Here is a 24,816-nt window from a genome sequence, read left to right on the forward strand (position 1 = left end):
TATTTCGAGTTTGCCTGGATGTTTGCAGAAGACGTGTATACGTGTCGTTTCGATAAAAATCAAATGAATACGATACGCTTTATTTTGCAAACTCGACTATTGAACGTGTGCGCTCTTGCGCACGGCTAAAAACTTTTTCGGAAATTGCTATTTCCTGCAAAAGTTTTTATGGGAGTTTTTATGAAACCGCACGTTTATTCAAAGACATGTGCTTTTAAATCTGTTGAAGATATTAAAGACAAACACGTCACAATTATGGGGCTCGGATTAAACGGAGGAGGAGAAGCCGCAGTCCGTTTTTTTCTGAAGAAAGGTGCCTATGTCCTTGTCACAGATATGAAGACTCGGGAGCAGCTCAAAGAAACTGTTGATAGAATTGCAGCCGATAAAACGCTTGATACTTCAAGACTTTCATATTGTCTTGGCGAGCACCGTATTGAAGATTTTGAAAACGCCGACTGTGTAATCAAAAATCCTGGAGTAAAATACGATGGAAACAAATTCTTAGCAGCGTCGCGTGCAATTGAAACAGACCTCAGCATTTTTCTTCGTTTTACAAATTGCCCTATCATCGCCGTCACGGGAAGTAAAGGAAAGTCATCTACCGCCAGCGCAATTTATTACGGCTTAAAAAAGGCCGATTTCAACGCATTTCTTGGAGGAAACATCACAGTCAGTCCGCTGACGTTTTTCGATAGCGTCAGCCAAAATACACCTGTCGTTATAGAATTTTCATCATGGCAGCTTGCCGACTTGCGCGGTCGCGGAGTTTTAAAACCTCACATCGCAATCATCACTAAAATTGTTCCTGACCATCAAAACTGGTATGGCAATATGGAAGATTACATCGCAGACAAGCGCCTTATTTACGCTGAGCAGTCAAAAGGTGATTACTCGATTTTTGACAACGAAGGAGATGAAGATGGTACAGGTCCTGATAGCTCTAAATATGATGATAAATTCGACACATCAGCATGGGGAAATCTTTTTGCATCTGAATCAAAAGCGACAGTTGTTCGCTATGGAAAGTCGCCTTTAAAATGCGGAGCATGGCTCGAATCTGAAAGAAAAAATAATGAATATTTGAATTCAGGTTTTTGCGGAAAAGTTTTGCTACCCGGCATGAAAAATCCTGAAACAATTTTGAAAGGAATTTCTGTTCCCGGCGAACACATGAAAACTAACGTATTAAATGCGGCGCTAGTCTTGTTTTTGATGGGAGTGCCATCTGAGCGTATATGCGATATTTGCGGGAGCTGGGCAGGGATAGAACACCGATTGCAGTTTTTTCACGAATGGAAAGTCTTTGGTCAGGAAAATGAAAAAGTTCGCTTTTATAACGATTCTTGCGCAACTGTCCCGGAAGCAACTGTAACTGCGACTCAGTCGTTTGATAAATCGGTGATTTTGGCAGCAGGAGGCACAGATAAAGGTCTTGATTTAACTCCTCTTGTAAAAGTTTTGACAAGCAAAGGAGAGCCTGATAAAACTGATGAAAACGGAATAATTCCAGTAAAAGACATATATTTTCTGTCCGGAACTGCAACAGATAAAATTACACCGTCGCTCGATGCCGCAGGCATAAAATACAACGGTCCTTTTAATTCTCTCGACGAACTTTTGGCGCATGCGAAGAAAAATCTCGAAACTGAAACACAATCAGATGAAAAAAGCGGTGTAGGCGGAAAAAGTTGCGCAGATGAAAATAAAAAATCACGCCAAGAAGTCTTTGTATTTTCTCCGGGCGCCACATCTTTTGGAATGTTTGCGAACGAATTTGACCGCGGCAACAAATTTATGGCAGCCGTCAAAGCTATGTTTTAGATTTTATATGTTTTAGATGCCTGACAATCCTTGCTTAAAATTGATAGCCGAAACGACCGCCGCAATTCCCGCTCTTCCGACGTTTGAACTTTTCCCGACTCCCCATACTTGCTCGCCATTTTCCTTTGTAATCCTGACGTAAGCCATAGCTTGAGTGTCGGAGCCCGTTCCAACAGAATGTTCATGAAACGATGTTATGTTGAATTTTGGAACAGGGGATTTTTTTAAGGCGAGGACGAAAGCGTCTAGAGGCCCGTTTCCTGTTGCGGCAACTGCGTAACGCTTTCCTTGCCACTCGATTGTAGCCATTCCCGCTACCTGCTCTGAAAAATCAGAACCGCGTTCGCCTTCAATATGTTTTTCCGTGATTTCAAGCACATTGAGAGGCGATTTTGTGTTGAGCCATTTTTTTGAAAAAATATCAAAAATCTCAGACGGCTTGAGCTCTCGCTGAAGTTTGTCTGCATGAACTTTGATAATTTCTCCGATAACAGGGTGCATCGCTTTTGGCGTAATGATTCCAAAATTCGATTCCAAAATAAATGCAGCGCCACCTTTTCCGCTCTGGCTGTTTATCCTTATGATGTCAGCGTATTCACGTCCAATGTCGCGAGGGTCAATCGGAAGATACGGAATATCCCATAAATTAGCTTTTGATTTATCTTTGATATCTGCACGCGCTTTCATAGCTTTTCTGATTGCATCTTGATGAGAACCGCTGAAAGCTGTGTAAACAAGTTCTCCCGCGTATGGACTTCGAGGGTGAATCGGCATTCCGGTAAATCGTGTGTATTCTTCTGAAACATATTCAAGGTTGGAAAAATCGAGCTGCGGATCAACACCTTGAGTGTACATATTCAAAGCCGCAGTCACAATGTCGAGGTTTCCTGTTCTTTCTCCGTTTCCAAACAGACAACCTTCAACTCTTTCCGCTCCTGCAAGAAGTCCGAGTTCACATTGGGCAACGCTTTCTCCGCGGTCGTTGTGATTGTGAAGTGAGATTATGCAGCATTTCCGGTTTTTGATATGCGAACAAAAGTATTCAATGCAGTCAGCAAACTGATTAGGCAGACAGCATTCTACAGTAGTCGGAAGGTTGAGTATTATTTTGTTTTCTTGCGATGGATTCCATTCGTCCATAACAGCTTCACATATCTCAATAGAATAATCAATTTCTGTCTGCGAAAAATTTTCGGGCGAGTACTCAAGTTGAATATTTATTTCAGGATATTGCTGCATATATTTTTTTACAGATTTAACACCGTTTACAGCGAGCTCTATTATCTCTTTTTTTGATTTTTTAAAGTTGTATTTTCGCTGGGCAGGCGAAGTCGCATTGTAGATATGAAATATCACATTTTTTGCGCCTTTTAAAGATTCAAATGTCTTTTTTATAAGCTGGTCTCGTACCTGAGTTAAGACTTGAATAGAGACGTCATCCGGAATGCGTTTATTTTCAATCAGAGTCCGTACAAAGTTAAATTCCGTATCCGATGCCGACGGAAAACCGACTTCAATCTGTTTAAAACCGAGCCTGACGAGCATGTCGAAATATTCGAGTTTGTGTTCAATCCCCATCGGATTCACAAGCGCCTGATTCCCATCTCGCAGGTCAACGGAACACCAGACAGGTGCGTTTTTGATTATCTTTGACGGCCACTTCCTGTTTGAAAGCGGAACAGATTCAAAATGTGTGTATTTTCCTTCAGGTTTCATGATGTGATTTTAGCATTGAAAAACGATACTTTCTATAGTAAAATTACGCATTAAAACATTCAAAAAGTAGATTTTTTATTGGAGGAATTATGAAAAAAATGTTGACAGCAGTTACATCTGTGTTGGCGCTTGCTGTGATTTTCAGCGGATGTTCTAAAGCGAATGCGAAAAAGGATTACATTATCGCAACCGGTGGTACAAGTGGAACTTACTATCCGTTTGGTGGAGCAATTGCAAATATATGGAATACAAAAGTTTCCGGTATGAACGTAACAGCTCAGGCAACCGGCGCTTCTGCAGAAAACCTTCGTCTTATAAATAAAGGTGAAGCTGAATTTGGCACAGTTCAGAACGATGTTATGGACTATGCTTACAATGGAACAGATATGTTTGCCGGCGAAAAGCTTGAGAACATAATGACAATCGGAACTCTTTATCCTGAAGTTGTTCAGATTGCTGTCTCTGCAAAAAGCGAAATTAAATCTGTTTCAGACTTTAAAGGAAAACGAATTTCTGTAGGAGATGCAGGTTCTGGAGTTGAATTCAATGCTAAACAGATATTGGAAGGATATGGACTTTCATTTGACGATATAAAAAAATCAAATCTTTCATTTAAAGAATCGGCCGAAGGTATTCAAAATGGAACTTTAGACGGATGTTTTATAACTGCCGGAGTTCCAAACTCTGCATTGCAGGAACTTGCTTTTTCTGCAGGTCTTGTTCTTGTCCCTGTTGACGGCGAAGTTGCCAAAAAAATATGTGAAAAATACGGTTACTATACGCTGACGACAATTCAGGGAGGAACGTATAAAGGCACAGAAGAAGATATATCGGCTTTGGCAATAAAAGCAACTTTGGCTGTCAGTTCAAAACTCGACGAACAGACTGTTTATGAAATGACAAAGGCTTTGTTCGAAAATCTTGATGTGCTTGCGCAATCTCACGCAAAAGGCAAAGAAGTTTCCGCTGCATCTGCAATAACAGGAGTTTCCGTTCCATTCCATCCGGGCGCATTAAAATATTACAAAGAAATCGGATTAAATGTTAAGTAAAATTAAAATTAAAACTGCGAGGCATAAAAAACTCCGCAATCTTTTGATTTTTGTTGCCGTGATAATTTTTATCAGTAGTATTTTATTTATCCCGGCAATCAATGTTCTTTCTATAAAAAATAGAAAAAAACTTTCCGAGCGTTTTTATTCGGCAAAGGGATATAATTGCGGATTTATAATTTCTTATACACATTCAGTAAACAAAGGTCGTGTTCACGATTATTACAGACTTGCAAAAAAAAATCAGATGGAGCTGTATCAAACTCAATTTGTGTCTTACGGAGCAGGAATTCCTGAATCCGAAGAAACTTTCGGTGCTGTTTTTTCGATAAAAGATGACGGATATTTTATAAGCAATCTGAACAGGATGATTCCGCTCCTTACGATGGCTATAGGGACAATCGCTGATCATTCAATAGTTTTCGGTCAAAAACTTGGCGGAGATGCTGAAGAGCTTTTTTTTACCGATTATTTTGCTCCGCAGACAAGTGTAAATTTGGAAATGATGCGGGTGTCACTCGCTGAATATATATTTCATAAAATCTATTAAAAAAGGAAAAATCATGGATACTCACAAACAGGATTTTGTAAATCAGGATGGGCAACCTTTTGGTGGGGTTGTTGAAAATATACTTCCTACGACAAATGAAGACGAAATGAAAAAACTCATGGCTGGTTTGGACAGCGAACAATCTTACCGCGAACATAAATGCTGGCGTCAGTACATCACAGTTATCGTTTCTGTAGTTTTTGTTTTGTTCCAGTTATATGCAACTCTTTCAGGGGTTTTGACAGCTCAAATTTTGAGAGCGTCACATCTCGCTTTTGTTCAGTTTCTCGCGTTTTTGCTTTTTCCGCCGACAAAAAAAAGTCCTAAAAATACGCTGCCATGGTATGATGTCGTTCTTGCAATAATCGGTGCTGCGTGCTGGATATATATAGTGATCAACTTTCAAAGCCTTGTCCGCCGTTCGGGAAACAACACTGTTTTTGATGTTGCAATCGGAATAATCGGAATCTTGATTTTGTTTGAAAGCTGTCGCCGCATCGTGGGGCTTCCAATTATGATAATCGCAAGTGTTTTTGTTATCTACGCTTTTGCAGGAAAATATTTGCCAGGATTTCTTCATCACCGCGGATATTCGTTGCAAAGAGTAGTGTGCCATCTTTTTTATAACACGGAAGGAATTATGGGGACTCCGATAGGGGCGTGCTCCACGTTTATATTTCTTTTTATATTGTTCGGCGCATTGCTTGAAAAAACGGGAATCGGGCAGTTTTTTATTGATATGTGCAATTCGATTGCAGGAGGAGCGAGCGGAGGTCCGGCAAAAGTTGCAGTTCTTTCTTCTGCGCTGCTCGGAACAGTTTCAGGTTCTTCAGTTTCCAACACGGTCGGTTCGGGCTCTTTCACAATTCCGATGATGAAAAGACTCGGATACAAAGGAGAATTTGCGGGCGCCGTTGAAGCGTCTGCCTCGACAGGAGGTCAGCTGATGCCGCCGATAATGGGAGCTGCCGCATTTCTCATGGCAGAAAGTCTCGGGCTTCCTTATCTCACAATTGTTCGAGCAGCGATTGTTCCTGCAATTTTGTATTTTACAGGAATATTTATTACAGTTCACCTTGAAGCGAAAAAACTCGGGCTCAAAGGGCTTCCGCGTGAAGAACTTCCAAAGTTTATCCCATTGTTTTTGCACAACGGTTATATGATTCTTCCGTTGGTCGTTATAATTTATTTTCTCTGTGCAGGAAAAACAGCGGTGTTTGCTGCTCTGATGGGAATTATTGCGTGCCTTGCCGTCGGACTTGGGGTTTCTTTGGTTGACCTTGTAAAAGGAAGAAAACCGTCATTCGGCTCTAAAGATTTAATTGAAGTCATGTGTGCCGCAGCTAGGAATATCATTTCCGTAGCGATCGCATGTGGCATGGCTGGAATCATAATCGGCATAGTCACTTTGACAGGACTGGGACTTAAGCTTGGGGCAGGGCTTGTCGCTCTTGCAGGCGGAAAACTTTTGCTGACGCTTATGTTCACGATGGTTGCATCTATAATTCTCGGCATGGGCGCTCCGACTACGGCAAACTATTTGATTACTTCAACAATAACGGCGGCGGCAATCATTCAGCTCAATGTCGAACCGTTGGCAGCGCACATGTTTGCGTTTTATTTCGGTATTATCGCCGATGTCACGCCGCCTGTAGCATTGGCAGCGATTGCGGGTGCTGCGATTGCCCGGGCAAAACCTATGAAAACTGCCGTCAATGCAACAAAACTCGCTATCGGCGCATTTATCATCCCATATATGTTTGTTTACAATCCTAAAATGCTGATGATAGGAGCATCTTTTACGACGATCATGTTTATAATTGCGACGGCGGTGATAGGAATGTTCGGGGTGAGCGTCGCTCTTGAAGGGTATGGACTTCGGTTTACAGGAATTTTACATGGAAGCGGGAAAAGTAAAACTGTTGTTGCTGCACTCGATGTAGTTGAACGGTTGCTGTTTGCTTTTGCCGGATTTATGTGTATCATTCCGGAATCTAAAACCGATATAATCGGACTTGCAATCATGTTTGTATTGGTGACATATCAGATGATTCTCAATAAATTTAAAAAGTGAGTTTTTGTCAATAAAGCGGAAAACTAGGTAATATCTTTTATGTACAACATGTAGTTTCACATATATTCTAAAAGAATGAAAAACATATTTGAAGATTACGGTTATAGCAAATTTGATGTAGAAAACCGCATTATTGATTGTTGGAACAACATATTCGACAAAGCGAATCCGAATCATTTTTACTTTGATGCCTGTGACGGAATGGGCTACATTGAAGACACAGGCAATGACGATGTGCGAACAGAAGGGATGTCTTACGGCATGATGATGGCTGTGCAGATGAACAGAAAAGACATCTTTGACAAAATCTGGAAATGGGTCAAAACGTACATGTATCTCGACAGTGGTCCTAACGCAGGTTATTTTTGCTGGTCGAATCAGCCTGACGGAAAAAAGAACGCCGATGGTCCCGCCCCTGACGGTGAAGAATATTTTGCACTGACACTTTTTTTTGCAGCAAAACGTTGGGGAAACGGAGACGGAATCTTTAATTATACGGAACAAGCTCGTTCAATTTTAAGGACAGCGATTCACGGCGAGTCTAAGATGTGGTTTGAAGAAAATCATCACATTCGCTTTGTGCCGAATTGTCCGTTTACAGATCCATCTTATCACCTTCCGCATTTTTACGAAATTTTTGCAGAATGTGCAGACAAATGCGACAGCTCTTACTGGAAAGCCGCTGCAAAGGCAAGCCGTCAGTACATTGCAAAGGCGTGTCACCCAGAGACCGGACTCGCTGCAGAATATGCAGACGATGATGGAAAACCTCTTCCTCCAAAATCTCACGGAACTTTTTTTAGCGATGCATATCGTGTTGCGGCAAACATCGCGGTCGATTCGCTGTGGTTTGGGCAGACAAAAGAACTCTCCGAAATCGCAGGGAAAATAATAAAGTTTTTTGATGGCAAAGAAATGTACGAGCTCAAAGACTATATGGTTGATGGTCGTCCGCTTAAAAAAAATGCGCGCCATCCGGTCGCTCTTATTGCGACAATTGCGCAAGCAGCAGCCGCAGTCGAGCCGGGAAACAGAGCTTGTGCTGAACGTGCAGTCAGGCGATTTTGGGAAACCCCGATGAGAACTGGTCGCCGACGTTATTACGACAATTGCCTTTACTTTTTTGCAGTCTTGGCATTAAGCGGAAAATACGTTAAATATTAATAAAAGAATCAAAATCTTAGTATGCAAGTATGCGAGAAGAGGTTTAAGATGTTTAAAATCAGCGCTGAAGGTGGGAAATCTTCTGTTACATTTTATTGTGATAAAGATGAGTTTTCCGGTGTAAAAAAAATTGCCGGGAAAGTCTGCTCTGATGTAAAAAAGGTTGTAGATATTCAGCCTGAAATTAAAAATCTTGATAGCGAGCTCCCTGATTTCTCTGTATTTTTTGGGACAATCGGGCAGAGCAAAGCTGTTGAAACAGTTGCTTCTCAGCACAATATCGACTTAAATAAATTGAGCGGTAAACGCGAAGTTTATGTTTTTAAGACGGCTGGAACAAAGCTTATAATAATCGGTTCTGAAAAACGCGGTACGATTTACGGACTTTTTCACCTTTCTGAGTTGATGGGAGTATCTCCCTTAGTCGACTGGTGCGACATCATGCCGGCAAAAAACGAAAGTTTTGAGCTTGAGGATTTCGAATACATCTCTCATCAACCTTCCGTTCGTTTTAGAGGTTTTTTTATAAACGATGAATGGCCTGCATTTGGCAACTGGGCAAAACACAACTTTGGCGGATTCAATGCAGACATGTACAGCCATGTCTTTGAACTTCTTCTCCGAATGAAAGGAAATTACCTGTGGCCTGCGATGTGGTCTGCTCGTTTTAGCGACGACGGTCCGGGTCTTGCAAATGCGGAACTTGCCGATGAACTTGGAGTTGTGATGGGGACGAGCCATCATGAACCGTGTTGCCGTGCAGGTGAAGAATATAAATATTTACGCGGACCCGATTCAATTTATGGAGATGCATGGAATTTTCGTTCAAACCCTCATGGAATTACAAAGTTCTGGGAAGACGGCTTAAAACGCAGCGGAAAATTTGAAAATGTGATAACAGTTGGCATGCGTGGAGAAGCAGATACGGCAATCATGAAAGATGCAACACTTGCCGACAACATTGAGCTTCTGCGCGACGTTCTTAAAACTCAAAACAATCTTATAAAAAAATATGTGAATCCTGATATTTCTAAAGTTCCGCGAATGCTCGCATTATACAAGGAAGTTGAACCTTATTTTTACGGTGATAAACACTCCAAAGGTCTGATGGGAGAGCCTGAGCTCGACGGCGTCACATTGATGCTCTGCGATGACAATCACGGAAATCTCCGCACTGTCCCAACTGAAAAGATGAAAAATCACGTCGGCGGTTACGGAATGTATTATCACGTGGATTATCACGGTTGGCCTTATTCTTTTGAATGGGCAAACACTACTCAGCTTCCAAAGATAAAAGAACAGATGTGTGCCGCATACGAATTTGGAATAAGAGATTTATGGATTGTAAATGTCGGCGATATAATGACAGATGAACTTCCATTAAATTATTTTCTCGACCTTGCGTATAATTATGATGTGCTCAGCTCTGATGAAAGTCCTGTAAGCGAGTACATATTGAATTGGGTTTGCCGGCAATTCCCGACTTTGTCTGACAACCAGAAAAACGATGTAAATACAATATTAAACGAATACACAAAACTTGCGCACATGAGGCGAACAGAATGTATTCATCCCGACACTTTTCATCCTGTAAATTTTTGCGAATCAGATAAAATTTTGGCACGAGCAGAAAAAGTCTGCGAACTTGCAGAAAATCTAAAAAATCAAATTGAAAAAGACAACAAAATTGAATTTCCGGGATTTTATTCGCAAGTTTATTTTCCGGCAGTTGGAACGATGAATATTTTGCGAATGCAGCTGTACAGCGGAAAAAACAATTGGTTTGCATCAAAAGGGGCAGTCGCTGCCAATTGGTATGCAAAAAAAGTAAAAGAATGCTATGAAATCGATAAAAAACTTGTAGACGAATTCGACATCGTCGACGGCGGAAAATTCTACGGAATGGGCTGGTCTGAACATTTCGGCTTTCAAAACTGGTCTGAAGCTGAAAATCGATATCCTGTCTATTCCTATGTCGAACCGACGCGCAAAAAGAGAATTGATGTTTGGGTAGACGGACATGATTTTACGACATCAGGGCAAGACTGGACTGTTCGAGACATCTATCTCGACGATTTTAAAAATCCTGCATGCAAAACTGCAAAGATCAACATCGCTAATTGCGGTTCTGAAAACGCCGAATTGACTTATACATTTAAAGACATTTCCGGCGACTGGCTTAAGATTGATATAGAAAAAGATGATGAAAAACAGATGGAATTTGCGGTTCTCTCAATAAATCGTCAAGCGCTCTCAAAAGTTGACGTAAAAAAAGCGTGCCTCGCAATCAAAGGAGATGACGGACACGGAGGTGGAATAATCGTAAATGTACACATAGATGCCGAAACTCCTTCTGAAAATTACCCTGAAGGAACTTTTGTTCAGACAACTTCTTACATCAGCATCGAAGCGGAACATTTCGTTGCAGACGGCTCAAATAACTTTGCAAAATCGTTCCATATTCTTCCCGACTATGGAAAAACTTTATCTGCAATCAAAGCATATCCTGTCACTGCGAGTTACCCGAACGGGAAAAATGCTCCTTATGCAGAATATCGTTTTGCTTTGGAAGATGACGGCATCAAGGCGTTCGACTTCTTTTTGAATCCTTCAAATCCTGCTTACAAAGACAACAAGCTACAGTTTATTGCAGAAGTGAATGGCGTCAAGATATTAAAAGATGTTGTAGATAAAAATTTCAAGATTGGCGATGATTCGTTTCCTTGGGGCGAAGATATTCCGAACAATATCAGAATCTCTTCTGTTTATGCTGATTGCAAAAAAGGGTTGAATATTTTGCGTATTTATCCTGTAACTCCGAATATTGTTCTCGAAAAAATTGTGATTCACGATGCCAACACAAAGATGCCAAAATCTTATCTTGGTGCGCCTGAAACTTACAGAATTAAAAGAAAATAATTAAAAAATAAATAAAAAATAATTGTAACTGAGGAGTTATTTCATTACTTTATAATATATGGACTATTATGAAATTCTTGGCGTATCAAAGACTGCGACTGCGGACGAAATAAAAAAATCTTACAGAACTCTTGCATTTAAGTATCATCCTGATAGAAATCCCGATAACCCTGCGGCTGAGGAGAAATTCAAACAAGTAAACACAGCTTACGATATTCTCGGAGATGAGGCAAAGCGGCGCAATTACGATTTAGGCGGATATTCATATCGTCCTGAGGCAAGTTACAGCAATACTCGCCAGTATCAGTATACGTACCAAAATCCTTTTGGAGATGACACTTTCTGGCAGTGGTTCACCAATAATAGCCAAGGTGCATACAATCAGGCTCATCAAAATCGGCATGAAGGTTATGAGCAAAACGACTACAAAAGAACATATAATTACAGTTACAAAGATTACAATTATACAAAAAAAGATTATATTCAGATGTTTGCACTAAAACTGATTCAGACAGTATTCGCACTGATGATGTTCCGATTTTTTTTCATAGTTCCTTTCGGTATTTTGATTTGCATCGGCGTCGCTGTGAACGGCGTTAAGGGAATGATAAATGCCATAAAAGGTTTGAGCCGTTCAAAGTCAAATGCCTAAGTCAGAGTCGCATGTGTTTTAGCTGTGCGCTTGACATCTGTGCGGTCGAGCATTTTATCTTGCCGTCCGCCAGTGCCGTTTTGTTCCGCCCGACCGTGAAAAAGAGTTCCCTCTTTGATCGTTTACAATTCAGCTAAGAAATATTTTTTCTTTCCACGTCGGAAGATGATAACTTTTCCTTCGAGAGCCATATCTTTTGTGACCAATTTTTTTTCATCGTTTACAACTTCTCCATTTATTGAAACGGCATTGTTGTTTATGAATTCTCGCGCCTCTCTTTTTGACGAAGCCATATTGTTGTTTACAAGAATATCAATCAGAGGTAATTCTTCAGAATATTTGAATGAAGGGACTCCTTTCATCCCTGTCAAAATGTCGCTTACCGAAAGACCTTTGAAATCTCCTGCGAACAATTTTTCGCTAACCTGAACGGCGTTATCAGCTTCTTCTTTTCCGTGAATGTCTTTGATAACTTCGTATGCAAGTGTTTTTTGAGCGATTCGCTTTTCAGGAGCGCCAAGATGTTCCTCGTACACTGTTTCGATTTTTTCTTTGCTGAGGAACGTAAACACTTTCAGATATTCGAGAACTTTTGAGTCGTCAGAGTTTATTAAATACTGATATATTTCATAAGGCGATGTTTTGTCCTTGTTGAGCCACAGGGCGTTTCCTTCGGACTTTCCAAACTTTTTTCCAGTTGCATCGAGTATGAGAGGCATTGTGAAAGCGTATGCCGTCTTGTTGAGCATTTTTTTGATGAGGTCTACACCTGTCGTTATATTTCCCCATTGATCTGAACCGGCAACTTGCATGATACAGTTTTTTTCATCAAACAGGTGTACAAAGTCAAAGCCCTGCAAGAGCATGTAAGAAAATTCTGCAAACGTTATGCCTGTCTCAAGACGCCGCCTGATGATATCTTTGTCTAGCATGTAGTTCAAGCTGATATATTTACCGATATCGCGCAAAGTGTCTAAAAATGTACGGTCTTTCCACCAGTCGTAATTGTCTACGAGCTCAGCTGTCGGAACAAGTGACTTTATCTGATTTCTGATTCCGCTTATGTTTTTGATAACAGAGTCTTCGGAGATTATTTCCCGTTCAGCTGTTGGGCGAGGGTCTCCTATACGGCCTGTAGCGCCTCCGCACAGCAATATCGGGCGATGTCCCGCATTTGCAAGACGCCTTGCCATACAAAGAGAAGAATAGTGACCGATGTGCAGCGAGTCGGCAGTAGGGTCTGTCCCCCAGTAAAATGTAAAAGGTTTTCCATCCAGAACTTTCTGCAATTCGGATTCTTCTCCGGCAACGTCTTTCACAAGTCCGCGCCATTTTAAGTCTTCGTACAATGTCATATAAAACCCTGTGATTAAATTATCTCTCGCGGAAAACTATGCGACCTTTATTCAAATCGTATGGAGAGAGTTCAACTTTTACGCTGTCACCCGGGACAATTCTGATGTAGTGTTTGCGCATTTTTCCGGAAAGATGAGCGAGAATCATGTGTCCCCCCTGTAATTCAACGCGGAATGTTGTGTTTGGAAGTGCTTCTTTTACAACGCCTTCAACTTCGATAGCTTCTTCTTTTGCCATAAATTTCCTTGATTATAAAAAAAATCATATTAATTGCAAAAAAGGTTTGTCTTTTTGCGAATTTGCATTTATATTTGTATTATTATATACAAAACGTCTGGACTTGACAACACAATCAAAAAATTGTTTTGGGGGAATAAAAAAATGGATCAGATTTTTTTAAACAACATGAAAGAACGACTTTTAGAACAGAGAAATACAATTTTGTCTTCGCTCGCTGACCAGAGCGAAGATATGAAAGTTCTTATAAAAACTGTAGAATCAGGTGATGAAGCAGATGTCGCTGCAGATGTCATCGATAGAACTTTGCTTACAGCTCTTGGAACTCAAGATGCCAACAGACTTCAGCAGATTGACAATGCGCTTGATCGTATAAATCAGAACCGTTATGGTCATTGTATAAAGTGTGGAAAAGAGATTCCTCAGGAACGCCTTGAAGTTCTTCCGTATGCTCTTATGTGTGTTTCTTGCGCAAGTGCAGAAGAACGCAAAAACCGTTAAATTTTCACTATGATGAGTTTGTCCCCGACAGGGTAAAAGAGTTTTTTGTAGCCGACATTGCGAGCCTGCGTGACGGCTCTTTCGTAAGCACAGTCCAAGTAGTCTTTGTCGTGGCAGTCGGAGTTTATGCACAAAGGAACTTTGTATTCGTGAAGCAGTTCAAGAAATTGCAAAGATGGATAAACATCATCCATTGCGCCGCGAGCAATCGCTCCTGTGTTTATTTCAACAATGACTCCGGCGTGCGCAATGGAACGAGCAGTTGCCTTCAGCTCTTTTTTATACCAGCTTTCGTTTTCATCAAAAAATTTTAGAACACCGTTTCGTTTGCGAATTAAGTCGATGTGCCCGATAATGTCAAAATCGGCGTTTTCCAGCATCTTGCGCTCCGTTTCAAAATACTGGCAGACAGCGCGTCTTCCATCGACAGAGCTCCAATTTTTCCCGTTTCCATACATGATTATAAGCTTTCTTCGAACTTCTTCTGTAGTGTTGTCTACAGTGTAACTCCCTTTTTCATTTAAAACGTAGTGAGTTGAAGCGATAAGATAAGAAGGGTTGAGCCCATGCGCTTTGTAAAACTTTTTCGACGGAACAGTAATTCCCGGATAAAAATCAGCTTCATATCCCAAATATATATCAATCTTTGATTTATACTTTTCTTTTAATTCGAGGATTGTCCGTTCGTAATTTTTAAAATCTCGTGGAGCGATGTGCCAGCTGCGGGCAAACGGAAACAAGCTGTGTCCCGAAAACCCAAGAGCGGAAAAGCCTTTTGCGATTGCCGCCAGCACCATCTCTTCAGGGGTGTCTTTTCCATCGCAAAATGTCGTATGAGTGTGAAGATTTATCTTTTGCATCAGTTTGTGCCTTTTAGAACGCTAAGAGATTTTTGGACAAGAACGTTTGGCTTTTGAGGTTTTAGAATATAACTTGCAGCTCCATAACTTAGAACTTTGATAACGATGTCTTTTTGCAAGCTCGGGGAATACACGATTACCGGCGGTGCATGGGGGGTTGAATGCATAAACTGTAGTAAAGAGAGCCCTGTTTGGTCTTTCAATAAAACATCGAGTATTATCAAGTCGAACTTATTGTCACTGTAATCTTTTTTAAAATCATTGCCGTTTGTATAATATGAACACGACGCCCCTGCCTGCTCAAAAACTCTCTTTGTAATTGCAAGGCAAATTTCATCGCTGTCGATTATCGCGACGTTCAGCACAGTTCCATCTTTTTTGCTTGAATTACTGCTTGACCTGTCTGAAAAAAATCTTGTATCGATAGAATCATTTTCGTGTTCGTCTTCAGAAGATGGCTTCAATATGCAGTCAGTGATTAAATTAGGCACATCAGTCACAATCGAAGTGTCTACAAGGTCTGTCAGAACTCGTGAGATGTTTGTTGCCATTTCAATCCCTGCATAGTTTGGATGACCTGCAAGCATTTCTTTTACAAAAGGGCTAAAAGAAAGAATTTTTATATTTTTATTGTGAACTTTCGGACAAGCAAGAACATTGTCAATTAAAAACTCAAGATTAAAGCCGTCCACAAAAGTCAGCTCTAAATTAGTAAGCATGATGATGATTTTCGGGCTTTCGATGTTTTCTTTTTCGATCATCTCAGAAAGTTTAAACTGCAGCAGAGCGATTTTTTCACGATTCATGCCGAGTGCAAGTTCAATAAAGATTATGTTGTTGTTGCGGTGAAGATCGAGTACACATGGAGTCGTGTCGAGAGAAAGAGGAACGTGTACAACGTGCCCAATCGACCTAAAGAATATGTCGAATTGAATCGGTTTTTCAAAATATTTAATTACACCGTATTTAGCGATTGATGCGATGAATGTGCGGCTGAGGCGCGGTCCTGTCACAATTACAGGAATTCCGGCACAGTTCGGATCGCGAATTTTCTTTTCAAGAAATTCCATCTGATCCGAGTTGTCATCTTCCATATCGAGGATTATAAGGTTTGGCAGCGACGTAATCATCTTTGTGTAAACATCGCGATTTTCTTGAATTGCAATAACATCTATGTGATCTTCTTCGAGTTTTTGTTTTAAATAATCGCGAAATAACTGATGATTATCTGCAATAAGTACCTTTTTCATAGGTTGTATTTTAGCATATTTTTTATTAAACGAAAAGTTGTTTATAGTTTGGTGAACAACGCTTGCTGATAAGGAGTAGCTTTTTCCATTTATTTTAAAATGATGATATAATTCAAGCATGGAATATCTTTTGATGGGGTTAGCAGTCTGTGTAATTGTATTTTTGATTGCATGGTACATAAAGTTTAATCAAAAACAGCGCAAAAAATCGCATGTTAAAGAAAAACAACATGTAAAATGCCCACTTTGCGACACAAATCTTTTTGTAGGCGAAAACATAATTTCAAAAATCTATAGGCCGATGAATGTGCCAGACCAATTGATGCTAATATCGGGGTGTCCTCACTGCTATCCTAAATGTGAATCCGGTGTAAAAAGAATCTGCCCGGTATGCCGTAAACCTGTAGCGCAAAATCAATGCCTTACGGCAAGGCTGTTTAATAAAGCTCTTGGGAAAAAACATGTACATGTGGTCGGATGTTCCAACTGCCACAAACCACGAGCCGACTGATTTAACCATATTTTTGGCAGATTTGATATGCTTTTCAAAAACAACTATTTTTATTAAAATAGCGATATGAATATAATAGTGGTAGGCAGTGGTGGGCGCGAACACGCTATTTGCTGGAAATTAGCTCAGAGTTCTAGTGTTGATAAAATTGTAGTTGTGCCAGGCAACGGTGGAACCGCAACTGAAGATAAATGTGTAAATATTGATCCCAAAGAAGTTGATTACATCTCGAAAGACGAAAATCCTTATATTGCGATTGCTAAACACGAAAATTGCCGTATGGCTATCATCGGTCCTGAAGATCCTTTGGCTGAAGGTCTGTCAGATGAATTCTGGAAAGCGGAAATTCCTTGTGTCGGACCTAAAAAAAACGGTACGCAGCTTGAAGCGAGCAAAGATTTTTCTAAAAACTTCATGAAAAAATACGGAGTCGCATGTGCTGACAGCGAAACTTTTACAAATGAACAGGCAGCCTGCGAATATATAAAAAAACACGGTGCTCCAATCGTCATAAAAGCCGATGGTCTTGCAGCCGGAAAAGGTGTTGTAGTCGCTGCAACAGTTGACGAAGCTCTCGTCGCCGTAAAAGATTTGATGGAAGGCGGACGTGTAGGGGACGCAGGTAAAAAACTTGTGATTGAAGACTATCTTCAAGGTGTAGAAATTTCGATTTTAGCTGCTGTTTCCGTAACTCCTGAATATGCCGTAAGTGGAAGTGCTGCCATCATTCCGTTTCTACCTGCGCGAGACCACAAGCGATTGAACGACGGGGCGAAGGGACCAAACACCGGCGGAATGGGTGCAGTCTGTCCGCTTGACGATGTTACAGATAAAACAATTGAGCAATTCAGAAAAGACATCCTTGAGCCGACGTTGAACGGGCTTATCAAAGAAAAACTCGATTATCGTGGGTTTATTTTCTTTGGCGTAATGGTCACTCCTAAAGGCCCGAAACTTTTGGAATACAATGTCCGACTTGGCGACCCGGAAACGCAGGCTGTTCTCCCACTGATGGACTTTGACTTTGTTGCAATGTGCACTTCTATTTTGAACGGAACTCTCAAAGAATTTGAATTTAAATGGAAACCGGGATATCAGGTGGCTCCGGTTGTCGTAAGCGAAGGTTATCCAGGAGAATACAAAAAAGGACTTGGAATCACATTCAACAAGCCTTTGTTAAATGCAAGCACCGCAAAAGTGTTTATCGCCGGAGCTGTTCCCGGTCGTAGAGGAGAATGTGATTTGCTTACAAGCGGAGGACGAGTTCTTTCCTGTTCTGCATACGGTTCGTCATTTAAAGAAGCGTGGGTAAATGCATATCAGGGAATAAGTGCAATTAAGTTTGAAGGTGCATTCTTCAGAAAAGATATCGGATTGCCTGGCGCCGCAGAAAGCGGAAAACTTTAACAGCCCATCACTGAACTGAAAACAGTAAATCTTCATAGCTTGGAAACGGTTTGTATTCTTCGCCAAGCAGCGGTTCAATCTTATCTGCAATCAAACGTACAGCTTGCATTGCCGGAATGACTACTTTTGCGTATGAATGTGCTCTTTTCATCATGTCGGAAATAGCCGTCGTCTCTTCATGCTTTTTTGAAAGGTCGTCGGCTTTGTTTGACAAATCATTTACGAGCGTGTTCAGTTTTTCCATAAGTTCGATGCCGGCTGTACACAAGCTGAACACTCGCTGCATCTTAAATTCCGTATCTGCAAGAATATTCATATATTTAAATGTGGCAGGCATTATGTCTTTGTGTACCATCTCCAGCATTGTGCCGACTTCTATGTTCAAAATCTGGCAGTATTTTTCAAGTTTGATATCATAGTGACTTTTCATCTCTTCTTGTGTATATATGCCAAGTTTTGAAAAGAGTTCGATATTCTTTTTGTCTAAGTAGTGTTCAACAGCTTTTGGTGTCGTGCGATAATTTTTCAATCCGCGTTTTTCAGCCTCTTCAATCCATTCTTGACCGTATCCGTTTCCATTGAACAAAATTCGCCAGTGAGACGTGATTTCTCTTTTTATCAGTTTTTGCAAGTCTGAATCAAAATCTTTAGACTTTTCTAGTTCATCTGCAAACGTTCTCAGCGAATCAGCAAGGATAGCGTTCAAAATTGTATTTGGTCCGCTTATAGAAAGAGAGCTGCCGACTGAACGGAATTCAAAACGGTTTCCTGTAAATGCAAAAGGAGATGTTCTATTTCGGTCTGTTGAATCTTTTGGGATTGCAGGAAGAACATCAGCGCCGATTTCAAGTTTTTGACCTTTTTTACCGTCGTATGCTGTTCCATCTTTTATTGCTTGAAGGATAGCTTCAAGTTCATCGCCAACATAGATTGACATGATAGCCGGAGGTGCTTCATTTGCACCAAGCCTGTGGTCGTTGCCGGCTGATGCAACTGAATAGCGGAGCAAATCTTGATTATCGTCAACAGCTTTTATAACTGCTGTCAAAAACAGCAGGAATTGAGCGTTGTCGCGAGGAGTTTTTCCGGGCGCAAAAAGATTTTCACCTTTGTCAGTTGCAATTGACCAGTTGTTGTGTTTTCCGCTTCCGTTTACGCCTTCAAAAGGTTTTTCATGAAGAAGGCATATAAGACCGTGCTTTCGTGCAACTTTTTTCATTATTTCCATTGTAAGTTGATTTTGGTCTGCTGCAAGGTTTGATGTCGTGAATATCGGTGCCATCTCGTGCTGTGCAGGGGCGGCTTCATTGTGCTCTGTTTTAGCATATATCCCGAGTTTCCAAAGTTCTGTATTCAAATCTTCCATGTATTCGATAACACGAGGTTTGATTGCGGCAAAATACTGATCGTCCATCTCCTGACCTTTTACAGGGCGCGCACCAAAAAGCGTTCTGCCGCACATCTTGAGGTCTTTACGTTTTTGATATAGTTTTTCATCGACAAGGAAATATTCCTGCTCTGAGCCCATAGTTGTCGTCACATGTTTTGCTTCGTTGCAGAATAGTTTGAGTACCCTAAGGCTTTGCTCGTTGAGCGCTTCCATTGAGCGGAGCAGCGGAGTTTTTTTATCAAGAGCTTCTCCATTATATGAACAAAACGCAGTTGGAATACAAAGAGTGTGGTCTTTTACAAAAGGATAAGATGTAGGATCCCAAACAGTGTAGCCGCGCGCTTCAAAAGTCGAACGTTTGCCGCCGCTTGGAAAAGAAGAAGCATCAGGTTCGCCTTTTATCAATTCCTTTCCGCTGAACGACATTATTATTTTGCCTTCTTCTGTCGGGGTCAAAAAGGAATCGTGTTTTTCAGCTGTGATGCCTGTAAGCGGCTGAAACCAGTGCGAATAATGAGTTGCTCCTTTAGAGATAGCCCAGTCTTTCATTGCGTTGGCAATCTGGTTGGCGGCTTCCATATCGAGAGGAGTCCCGTCGTCCATTGTGTTTTTTAGTGCCTTGAAAGTTTCTGAAGGCAGCATTTCCTTCATAACTGTTTGATTGAAAACTAAGCTTCCAAATAATTCAGGAACGTTTGTCATAAGGGATACCTCATTGTTTTGTATGAAACAATTTTAGTGATTTTAAGCCAGATTTTCAATCAGTTTTTCAGGAGTGAGATTGTACGCTTCTGCTCCGATTTTTTGTGATGCGAGTGCGTGCATTTCAACGGCAGTTATCGCTGCATCTTTTGTCGTGTAACCTTGAGCGAGCAGAGAACCGCACATCCCTGCAAGAACGTCTCCGCTGCCGCCTTTTGCAAGGCTCTGAACGCCGTCTGCGCAGATGAAAATTTCATCACCGTCGGCAATCAGTGTGTTTGCGCTCTTTATGATCATGGTTGTGTGTGGGTACAATTTTGTAACAATGCGGGCGAGCTTAATTTTAATCTCTGTCGAGGAGATAAGCGTTTTGATATCGATATCTTCTCCAATCTTTGTAATCAAACGCACAAATTCAGCGAGGTGCGGCGTCAAAATAATTTTTGAGTTTGGAATCGAGTTGAGTTCTTCAAGCAGCGGACATATTTTGTCATAGTAAAAAAATCCTGCATCTAAAACGACAGCCGGTGAATTTACAGATTTGAACCAAGCCACCATGGAAGTCAAACAGTCGGAAACTGCTGAAAAATGTTTTTCCTCCATATTCAGTCCAGACCCTGCTACAATCGCAGTTGTCTTTTCCGGTATCTTATCTGAAATCATCAGTTCCGGAGATATTTTGAACTGACCCAAATTTGACTGTTTTGTTTCCAAAAGCGTTGTAAGCCCGCTGCCAAAGTTCATCGCTGCTGTCCCTGCGATTATTCCAGCTCCTGCTTTTTCTCCGACTAGAATTGTCGTGTGACCGTACGTTCCTTTATTTGCCGAGCGGTTTTTGCGGAGCGGAGGATTTATGTCCGACTTTTCAATCAAAAATGCTGCGTGCGGAAAACCCGATTCAAGCTTGCCTCTTTCAATTCCGATGTCAGCGACGATGATTTTTCCACATACAGCTTTTGCCTTATCATCGAACAAAGAGAGTTTTTGCTCTCCCATCGTAATTGTAAAATCAGCTTTAAAATAAAGCGCCGATGGAATATCGCATGCAATTTTTAAAGCAGCCAAACTGTTTGCCCAGTCGAGCAATTTTTTTGCATCTTCGCTTAGCTCTCCGTGAAAACCGATGCCGTAAAGGCAATCAACTACAACGTCATAGTATGGTAAACATTTTGTCGAAGAATTTTCAAAATCCGTGAATATTTTTATGCCGAGTTTTTTACATATCTCGTGTTGGCGTTTTGCTTCTTCAGCGGACGGAGATTCAAACTGCAAAACAGATAAATTGCAGTTTTTATTTTGCATTTGAATCAATCTTGCAAGAGCGTATCCGTCTCCGCCGTTGTTTCCTTTTCCACAGATAATTAAAACAGATTCGGGATTTTTTTTGATGATAAAATCAGCCATTTTTTTTGCGGCGTTTTCCATCATCAAAAAAGGCGGTATCGAAAACTTTTCTTTTGCCGATTTTTCCAACTGATACGGATCTGCGTATATTTTTTGCATTTTAGATAAAAAATCCTTTTTTTAGTTCAAACTAGTTTTAAGCAAGAAAACAATCAGCATTCAGTCAATAAGACTATCAGCTTTAAATCTTTTACTTAAAGCTCTTATCTTAAAAATATCATTCCGATTATTCCGGCAGGAATCAGATATGCAGCAAACCACTGCAATTTTCCTTTTTGAATAATCTTCATCAAAAGTGTCAATGAAATGTAACCTGCGGCAAAAGCGGCTACACAGCCGGCAACGATAGGAGCGGCACCGATTGTCTGTGATACTTTTTCTAAATCTTTTACTTCAAGAATAAACGCACCGAGAATTGCAGGAATTGAAATTATGAACGAATATTCCCCTGCGACTTTTCTGTCTACACCGGCAAAAAGAGCTCCGGCGATTGTAGAACCAGAACGGCTTATTCCAGGCAAAGTTCCAACGCCCTGCATAAAACCTATAAAAAGCGCTTGAATTGCCGAAACAGGGCTTTTTGGGTTTCCTGCCGGCTTTATTTTGCTTTCATTGCGTTTTTCTATCATCGCAGAAAAAATCAGCAAAATAGCTGTAATGACAAATCCTGCACAGACATATTTTACAGAAAGATTTGGGATAAGTTTGCTTGTTGCAATTCCAATAACTCCGGTTACTGCAGTAGAAATGATAATCGCAATTATCATGCGCCTGTTTTGTTTTTCATTTTCATCTGCCTGCTTTTGAGCAATCCATCTTGCGAGTGTTTTTAGAAGTTCCCAAATTTTACGCCTGAAATAAAGACATACGGCAGCGAGTGTTGCAAGATGAAGCAAGACATCAAAAAGGATAGGAACATCTCCAAGTCCAAACAGATTTTTTGCCACATCAAGATGCCCCGAAGAAGAAATAGGAAGAAATTCTGCGACTCCCTGTAAAATCCCAAGTAAAATTCCCTGAATCACGCTCATTTTATTCGTTTTCCTTTTGTTTTCGTTTTGAGAGTTTATATGCGATTAAACCGTAAAAGACAGAAAATACAATCATCAAAAAGCATAGTATTTGCCCTGTCGAAAAGTTTAACACAGATGTGTTTGTGTAAAGTGGAGCAGCTGAATCTTTTGCAATTCTGTATCCGATATCTGCGTCCGGTTCACGGAAATATTCGATGAAAAAACGGAAAAAACCGTATCCGCCGGCGTAGATTGCGCCTAACATCCCGTCAAATTTTTTGTGTTTTCTGCACAGCCGGATTATCAGCCACAATACTATTCCTTCAAAAAACGCTTCATAAAGCTGACTTGGGTGACGTGGAAGATTTACAAGCCCAGATTCAGGCAGCGACATTCCAATCGTTTTTGCAAATTGAGAAACCCAAGTCTGCGTTGAAGAAAAACGTTCAGCGTTTGGGAACACTATTCCCCACGGCATTGTTGTGATTCTACCATACAGTTCACCGTTCAAAAAGTTTCCTATTCTACCGAATGTATATCCAAGTGGAATTGCACAGACCATTGCGTCAATCCACTTTAGCATTGGCTGCTTTCGTTTTTTGCACCAGACAATCATTCCCACAAGCCCACCGACGAATCCGCCGTGATACGACATTCCTGCGAGCCCTGTAAAACGATGATTTGCGTCAAACGGCCAGAAAATCAGCCACGGCTTTTTCCAGTAAAGTCCGCTCGTGTCGTAAATCAAAGTAGAAAAAATACGAGCACCTATTAAAAGAAAAATTATTCCGGTGAAGATAAAACTGAATAAATCGTCTTCCGTTATTTTATATCTTTGTGTGTTTAACGCACCTTCTTTTGCCACCGTTTTTAAAACAAAATATGCAGTCAAAAAAGCAAATGCATACATCAACCCATACCAACGCAAAAGTCCCAAAAATTTAATTCCGGGAAAAATCTGCTGGTGAATCCATGAAGGGTAATTTAAATAAAGAAACATCTGTTAGTCCTCTTCGTGATAAGAATAAAAATTTGCGGCTGCGTACGGTTAAATCTTAAATCCCTGCTCTGCGGCTTTTATAAGCTTTGATTTTAGGAGATTGTTTTCTTTGCGCAACTGTGTCAGTTCGTATTGCTGTGTCTTTATCATCTCTGCAAGTTCACTTATTGTGAGAGAGCCGCCTGAAACAAGATCATCAATTCCTGAAAGACGGAAATTAAAATCGTCGTTTGCATCTTCTTCGACACCGCTAAAGTTATCATTTGAAAAACTATCCGGACTGAAATCGGAATCAAATGAGTGAGGCTTTGAAGATATAATCTTGTCTGCTATGCGATAAATCGCCTGCCCGAGAACGGATTGAGGCTTGTAAACGACGACAGGAAGCTGTGATGCAAGAGCTTTGTCCTGAAGCATATCACGGTACATAAGTCCTAGGTATTCAATCTCAAGTCCAAGATATTGATTGCATGACGATTTTATTCTCTGTGCTCTGTCTGCTTCCTGAGGATTTTCAATCATGTTCATGACAAGACGAGGACGGAACTGCTGCATTCTGTTTATAAACAACTGTGTTGTCTGAGGGTCTGTCACACCAAGCCCTTGAATGAGTTGAGGGATATAGAGTTTTTGCATCTGCTCTGTATTCTGCTTGAACTGATCGAGGTATGAGCGACCTGGAGTTCCGCGTTTAAAAGTTGTGTACAAAAGGCGGAAAACGGCGTTTTTTAAAAACAGATATCCGTTTAGAGTTGCTGTGACAGCAGGAGCCGAAACAAGGATTCCCTGCGGAGAGAGAAGGAACATATCCAAAATAAACTGATGAGTTCCTGCTCCAAGATCTAGAATAATATAATCAGTATCGATATTTTTGAGGTTTCTGATCAATTTTACTTTTTGGACATGCTTCAGAGAAGTTAAATCAGGAATCTGGCTATCGCCGGCAATAAAACTGACGTTCTGGTAATCAGTCGGCTGGATGATATCTTTGAATTCGCTTTTTTCAGTAAACCATGAACCCAAACTCGCTTTTCCGGGATGCTGACCTATTACGAGATGAAGATTTGAAGCACCTAAATCGAGGTCTGCGAGTACAACCCGTTTTCCCTGCTGTCCAAGTGCGATTGCTAAATTTGCGGCAAGAAGGCTTTTTCCTACTCCACCTTTTCCGCTGGCAATTGGTATAATCTGCGACATATTGGGAATTATATCATGTTTGCATATAAAAGTGAAT

At 40.8% G+C, this 24,816-nt stretch carries 20 protein-coding genes; 10 read left to right on the plus strand and 10 right to left on the minus strand.

The genetic code is table 11. From position 1 onward, the window contains the following. The first annotated feature begins 180 nt into the window (after positions 1–180). Positions 181–1,824, plus strand: coding sequence for a UDP-N-acetylmuramoyl-L-alanine--D-glutamate ligase (gene murD, locus H9I37_RS02695; RefSeq protein WP_187380953.1), 1,644 nt, complete (start codon positions 181–183; stop codon positions 1,822–1,824). A 12-nt stretch (positions 1,825–1,836) separates the two neighbouring features. On the opposite strand, the gene leuA is transcribed toward murD, so the two are convergent. Continuing rightward, on the minus strand, positions 1,837–3,540 hold the full coding sequence (leuA, locus tag H9I37_RS02700; RefSeq protein ID WP_187380954.1) for a 2-isopropylmalate synthase: 1,704 nt from the start codon (positions 3,538–3,540) through the stop codon (positions 1,837–1,839). Between the two features lie 89 nt (positions 3,541–3,629). Here leuA and H9I37_RS02705 point away from each other — a divergent pair, with 89 nt between their 5' ends. From H9I37_RS02705 to H9I37_RS02730, 6 genes are all read left to right on the plus strand, one after another. Next, complete coding sequence (locus H9I37_RS02705) at positions 3,630–4,592, plus strand: TAXI family TRAP transporter solute-binding subunit (protein ID WP_187380955.1); 963 nt, start codon at positions 3,630–3,632, stop codon at positions 4,590–4,592. Beyond that, positions 4,582–5,142, plus strand: a complete 561-nt coding sequence (locus H9I37_RS02710; protein ID WP_187380956.1) for a DUF1850 domain-containing protein — start codon at positions 4,582–4,584, stop codon at positions 5,140–5,142. The genes H9I37_RS02705 and H9I37_RS02710 overlap by 11 nt, the downstream gene beginning before the upstream one ends. Positions 5,143–5,155: 13 nt before the next feature. Next, positions 5,156–7,216: a TRAP transporter permease gene (locus H9I37_RS02715; RefSeq protein ID WP_187380957.1), complete on the plus strand. Its 2,061-nt coding sequence runs from the start codon at positions 5,156–5,158 to the stop codon at positions 7,214–7,216. A 75-nt stretch (positions 7,217–7,291) separates the two neighbouring features. Then, the gene (locus H9I37_RS02720; RefSeq protein WP_187380958.1) at positions 7,292–8,380 is read left to right on the plus strand and encodes a family 8 glycosyl hydrolase; all 1,089 of its coding nucleotides are present in this window, start codon (positions 7,292–7,294) and stop codon (positions 8,378–8,380) included. Between the two features lie 48 nt (positions 8,381–8,428). Beyond that, positions 8,429–11,299: a glycosyl hydrolase 115 family protein gene (locus H9I37_RS02725; RefSeq protein WP_187380959.1), complete on the plus strand. Its 2,871-nt coding sequence runs from the start codon at positions 8,429–8,431 to the stop codon at positions 11,297–11,299. Between the two features lie 58 nt (positions 11,300–11,357). Beyond that, entirely contained in the window at positions 11,358–11,951 is a 594-nt protein-coding gene (locus H9I37_RS02730; protein ID WP_187380960.1) for a DnaJ domain-containing protein, read from the plus strand. 122 nt (positions 11,952–12,073) lie between these two features. Here the strand turns inward: H9I37_RS02730 and tyrS are convergent, their stop codons facing one another. Next, a complete protein-coding gene (gene tyrS / locus H9I37_RS02735) occupies positions 12,074–13,306 on the minus strand; it encodes a tyrosine--tRNA ligase (protein WP_187380961.1) in 1,233 nt (410 codons plus the stop codon). 19 nt (positions 13,307–13,325) lie between these two features. Then, positions 13,326–13,544 (minus strand): translation initiation factor IF-1, encoded by a 219-nt coding sequence (infA, locus tag H9I37_RS02740; RefSeq protein ID WP_187380962.1) that lies wholly within the window; start codon positions 13,542–13,544, stop codon positions 13,326–13,328. 144 nt (positions 13,545–13,688) lie between these two features. On the opposite strand from infA, the gene H9I37_RS02745 reads away from it, so the two are divergent. Further along, positions 13,689–14,045 carry a TraR/DksA family transcriptional regulator gene (locus tag H9I37_RS02745; RefSeq protein ID WP_187380963.1) on the plus strand — a complete coding sequence of 119 codons (357 nt, stop codon included), beginning with the start codon at positions 13,689–13,691 and terminating at the stop codon, positions 14,043–14,045. On the opposite strand, the gene H9I37_RS02750 is transcribed toward H9I37_RS02745, so the two are convergent. Both H9I37_RS02750 and H9I37_RS02755 read right to left on the minus strand, forming a co-directional pair. After that, entirely contained in the window at positions 14,042–14,905 is an 864-nt protein-coding gene (locus H9I37_RS02750) for a histidinol-phosphatase (protein ID WP_187380964.1), read from the minus strand. The genes H9I37_RS02745 and H9I37_RS02750 overlap by 4 nt on opposite strands. Beyond that, positions 14,905–16,155: a response regulator gene (locus H9I37_RS02755; RefSeq protein ID WP_187380965.1), complete on the minus strand. Its 1,251-nt coding sequence runs from the start codon at positions 16,153–16,155 to the stop codon at positions 14,905–14,907. Before H9I37_RS02755 ends, H9I37_RS02750 begins: the two co-directional genes overlap by 1 nt. A 118-nt stretch (positions 16,156–16,273) precedes the next feature. On the opposite strand from H9I37_RS02755, the gene H9I37_RS02760 reads away from it, so the two are divergent. Together H9I37_RS02760 and purD are read left to right on the plus strand one after the other, a co-directional pair. Next, a complete protein-coding gene (locus H9I37_RS02760) occupies positions 16,274–16,666 on the plus strand; it encodes a hypothetical protein (RefSeq protein WP_187380966.1) in 393 nt (130 codons plus the stop codon). A 66-nt stretch (positions 16,667–16,732) separates the two neighbouring features. Beyond that, on the plus strand, positions 16,733–18,073 hold the full coding sequence (gene purD / locus H9I37_RS02765) for a phosphoribosylamine--glycine ligase (protein WP_187380967.1): 1,341 nt from the start codon (positions 16,733–16,735) through the stop codon (positions 18,071–18,073). Positions 18,074–18,080: 7 nt separating this feature from the next. Here purD and H9I37_RS02770 read toward each other — a convergent pair whose 3' ends face one another. From H9I37_RS02770 to H9I37_RS02790, 5 genes are all read right to left on the minus strand, one after another. Next, the gene (locus H9I37_RS02770; RefSeq protein WP_187380968.1) at positions 18,081–20,165 is read right to left on the minus strand and encodes a glutamine synthetase III family protein; all 2,085 of its coding nucleotides are present in this window, start codon (positions 20,163–20,165) and stop codon (positions 18,081–18,083) included. A 42-nt stretch (positions 20,166–20,207) separates the two neighbouring features. Next, entirely contained in the window at positions 20,208–21,668 is a 1,461-nt protein-coding gene (locus H9I37_RS02775; RefSeq protein WP_187380969.1) for an NAD(P)H-hydrate dehydratase, read from the minus strand. A gap of 104 nt (positions 21,669–21,772) precedes the next feature. Next, a complete protein-coding gene (locus H9I37_RS02780; protein ID WP_187380970.1) occupies positions 21,773–22,600 on the minus strand; it encodes an undecaprenyl-diphosphate phosphatase in 828 nt (275 codons plus the stop codon). A 1-nt stretch (position 22,601) separates the two neighbouring features. After that, positions 22,602–23,582 carry a prolipoprotein diacylglyceryl transferase gene (lgt, locus tag H9I37_RS02785; protein ID WP_187380971.1) on the minus strand — a complete coding sequence of 327 codons (981 nt, stop codon included), beginning with the start codon at positions 23,580–23,582 and terminating at the stop codon, positions 22,602–22,604. 48 nt (positions 23,583–23,630) lie between these two features. Further along, complete coding sequence (locus tag H9I37_RS02790; RefSeq protein WP_187380972.1) at positions 23,631–24,779, minus strand: nucleotide-binding protein; 1,149 nt, start codon at positions 24,777–24,779, stop codon at positions 23,631–23,633. Between the last annotated feature and the right edge of the window lie 37 nt (positions 24,780–24,816).

Source organism: Treponema sp. Marseille-Q3903, assembly GCF_014334335.1.
Taxonomy (GTDB): domain Bacteria; phylum Spirochaetota; class Spirochaetia; order Treponematales; family Treponemataceae; genus Treponema_D.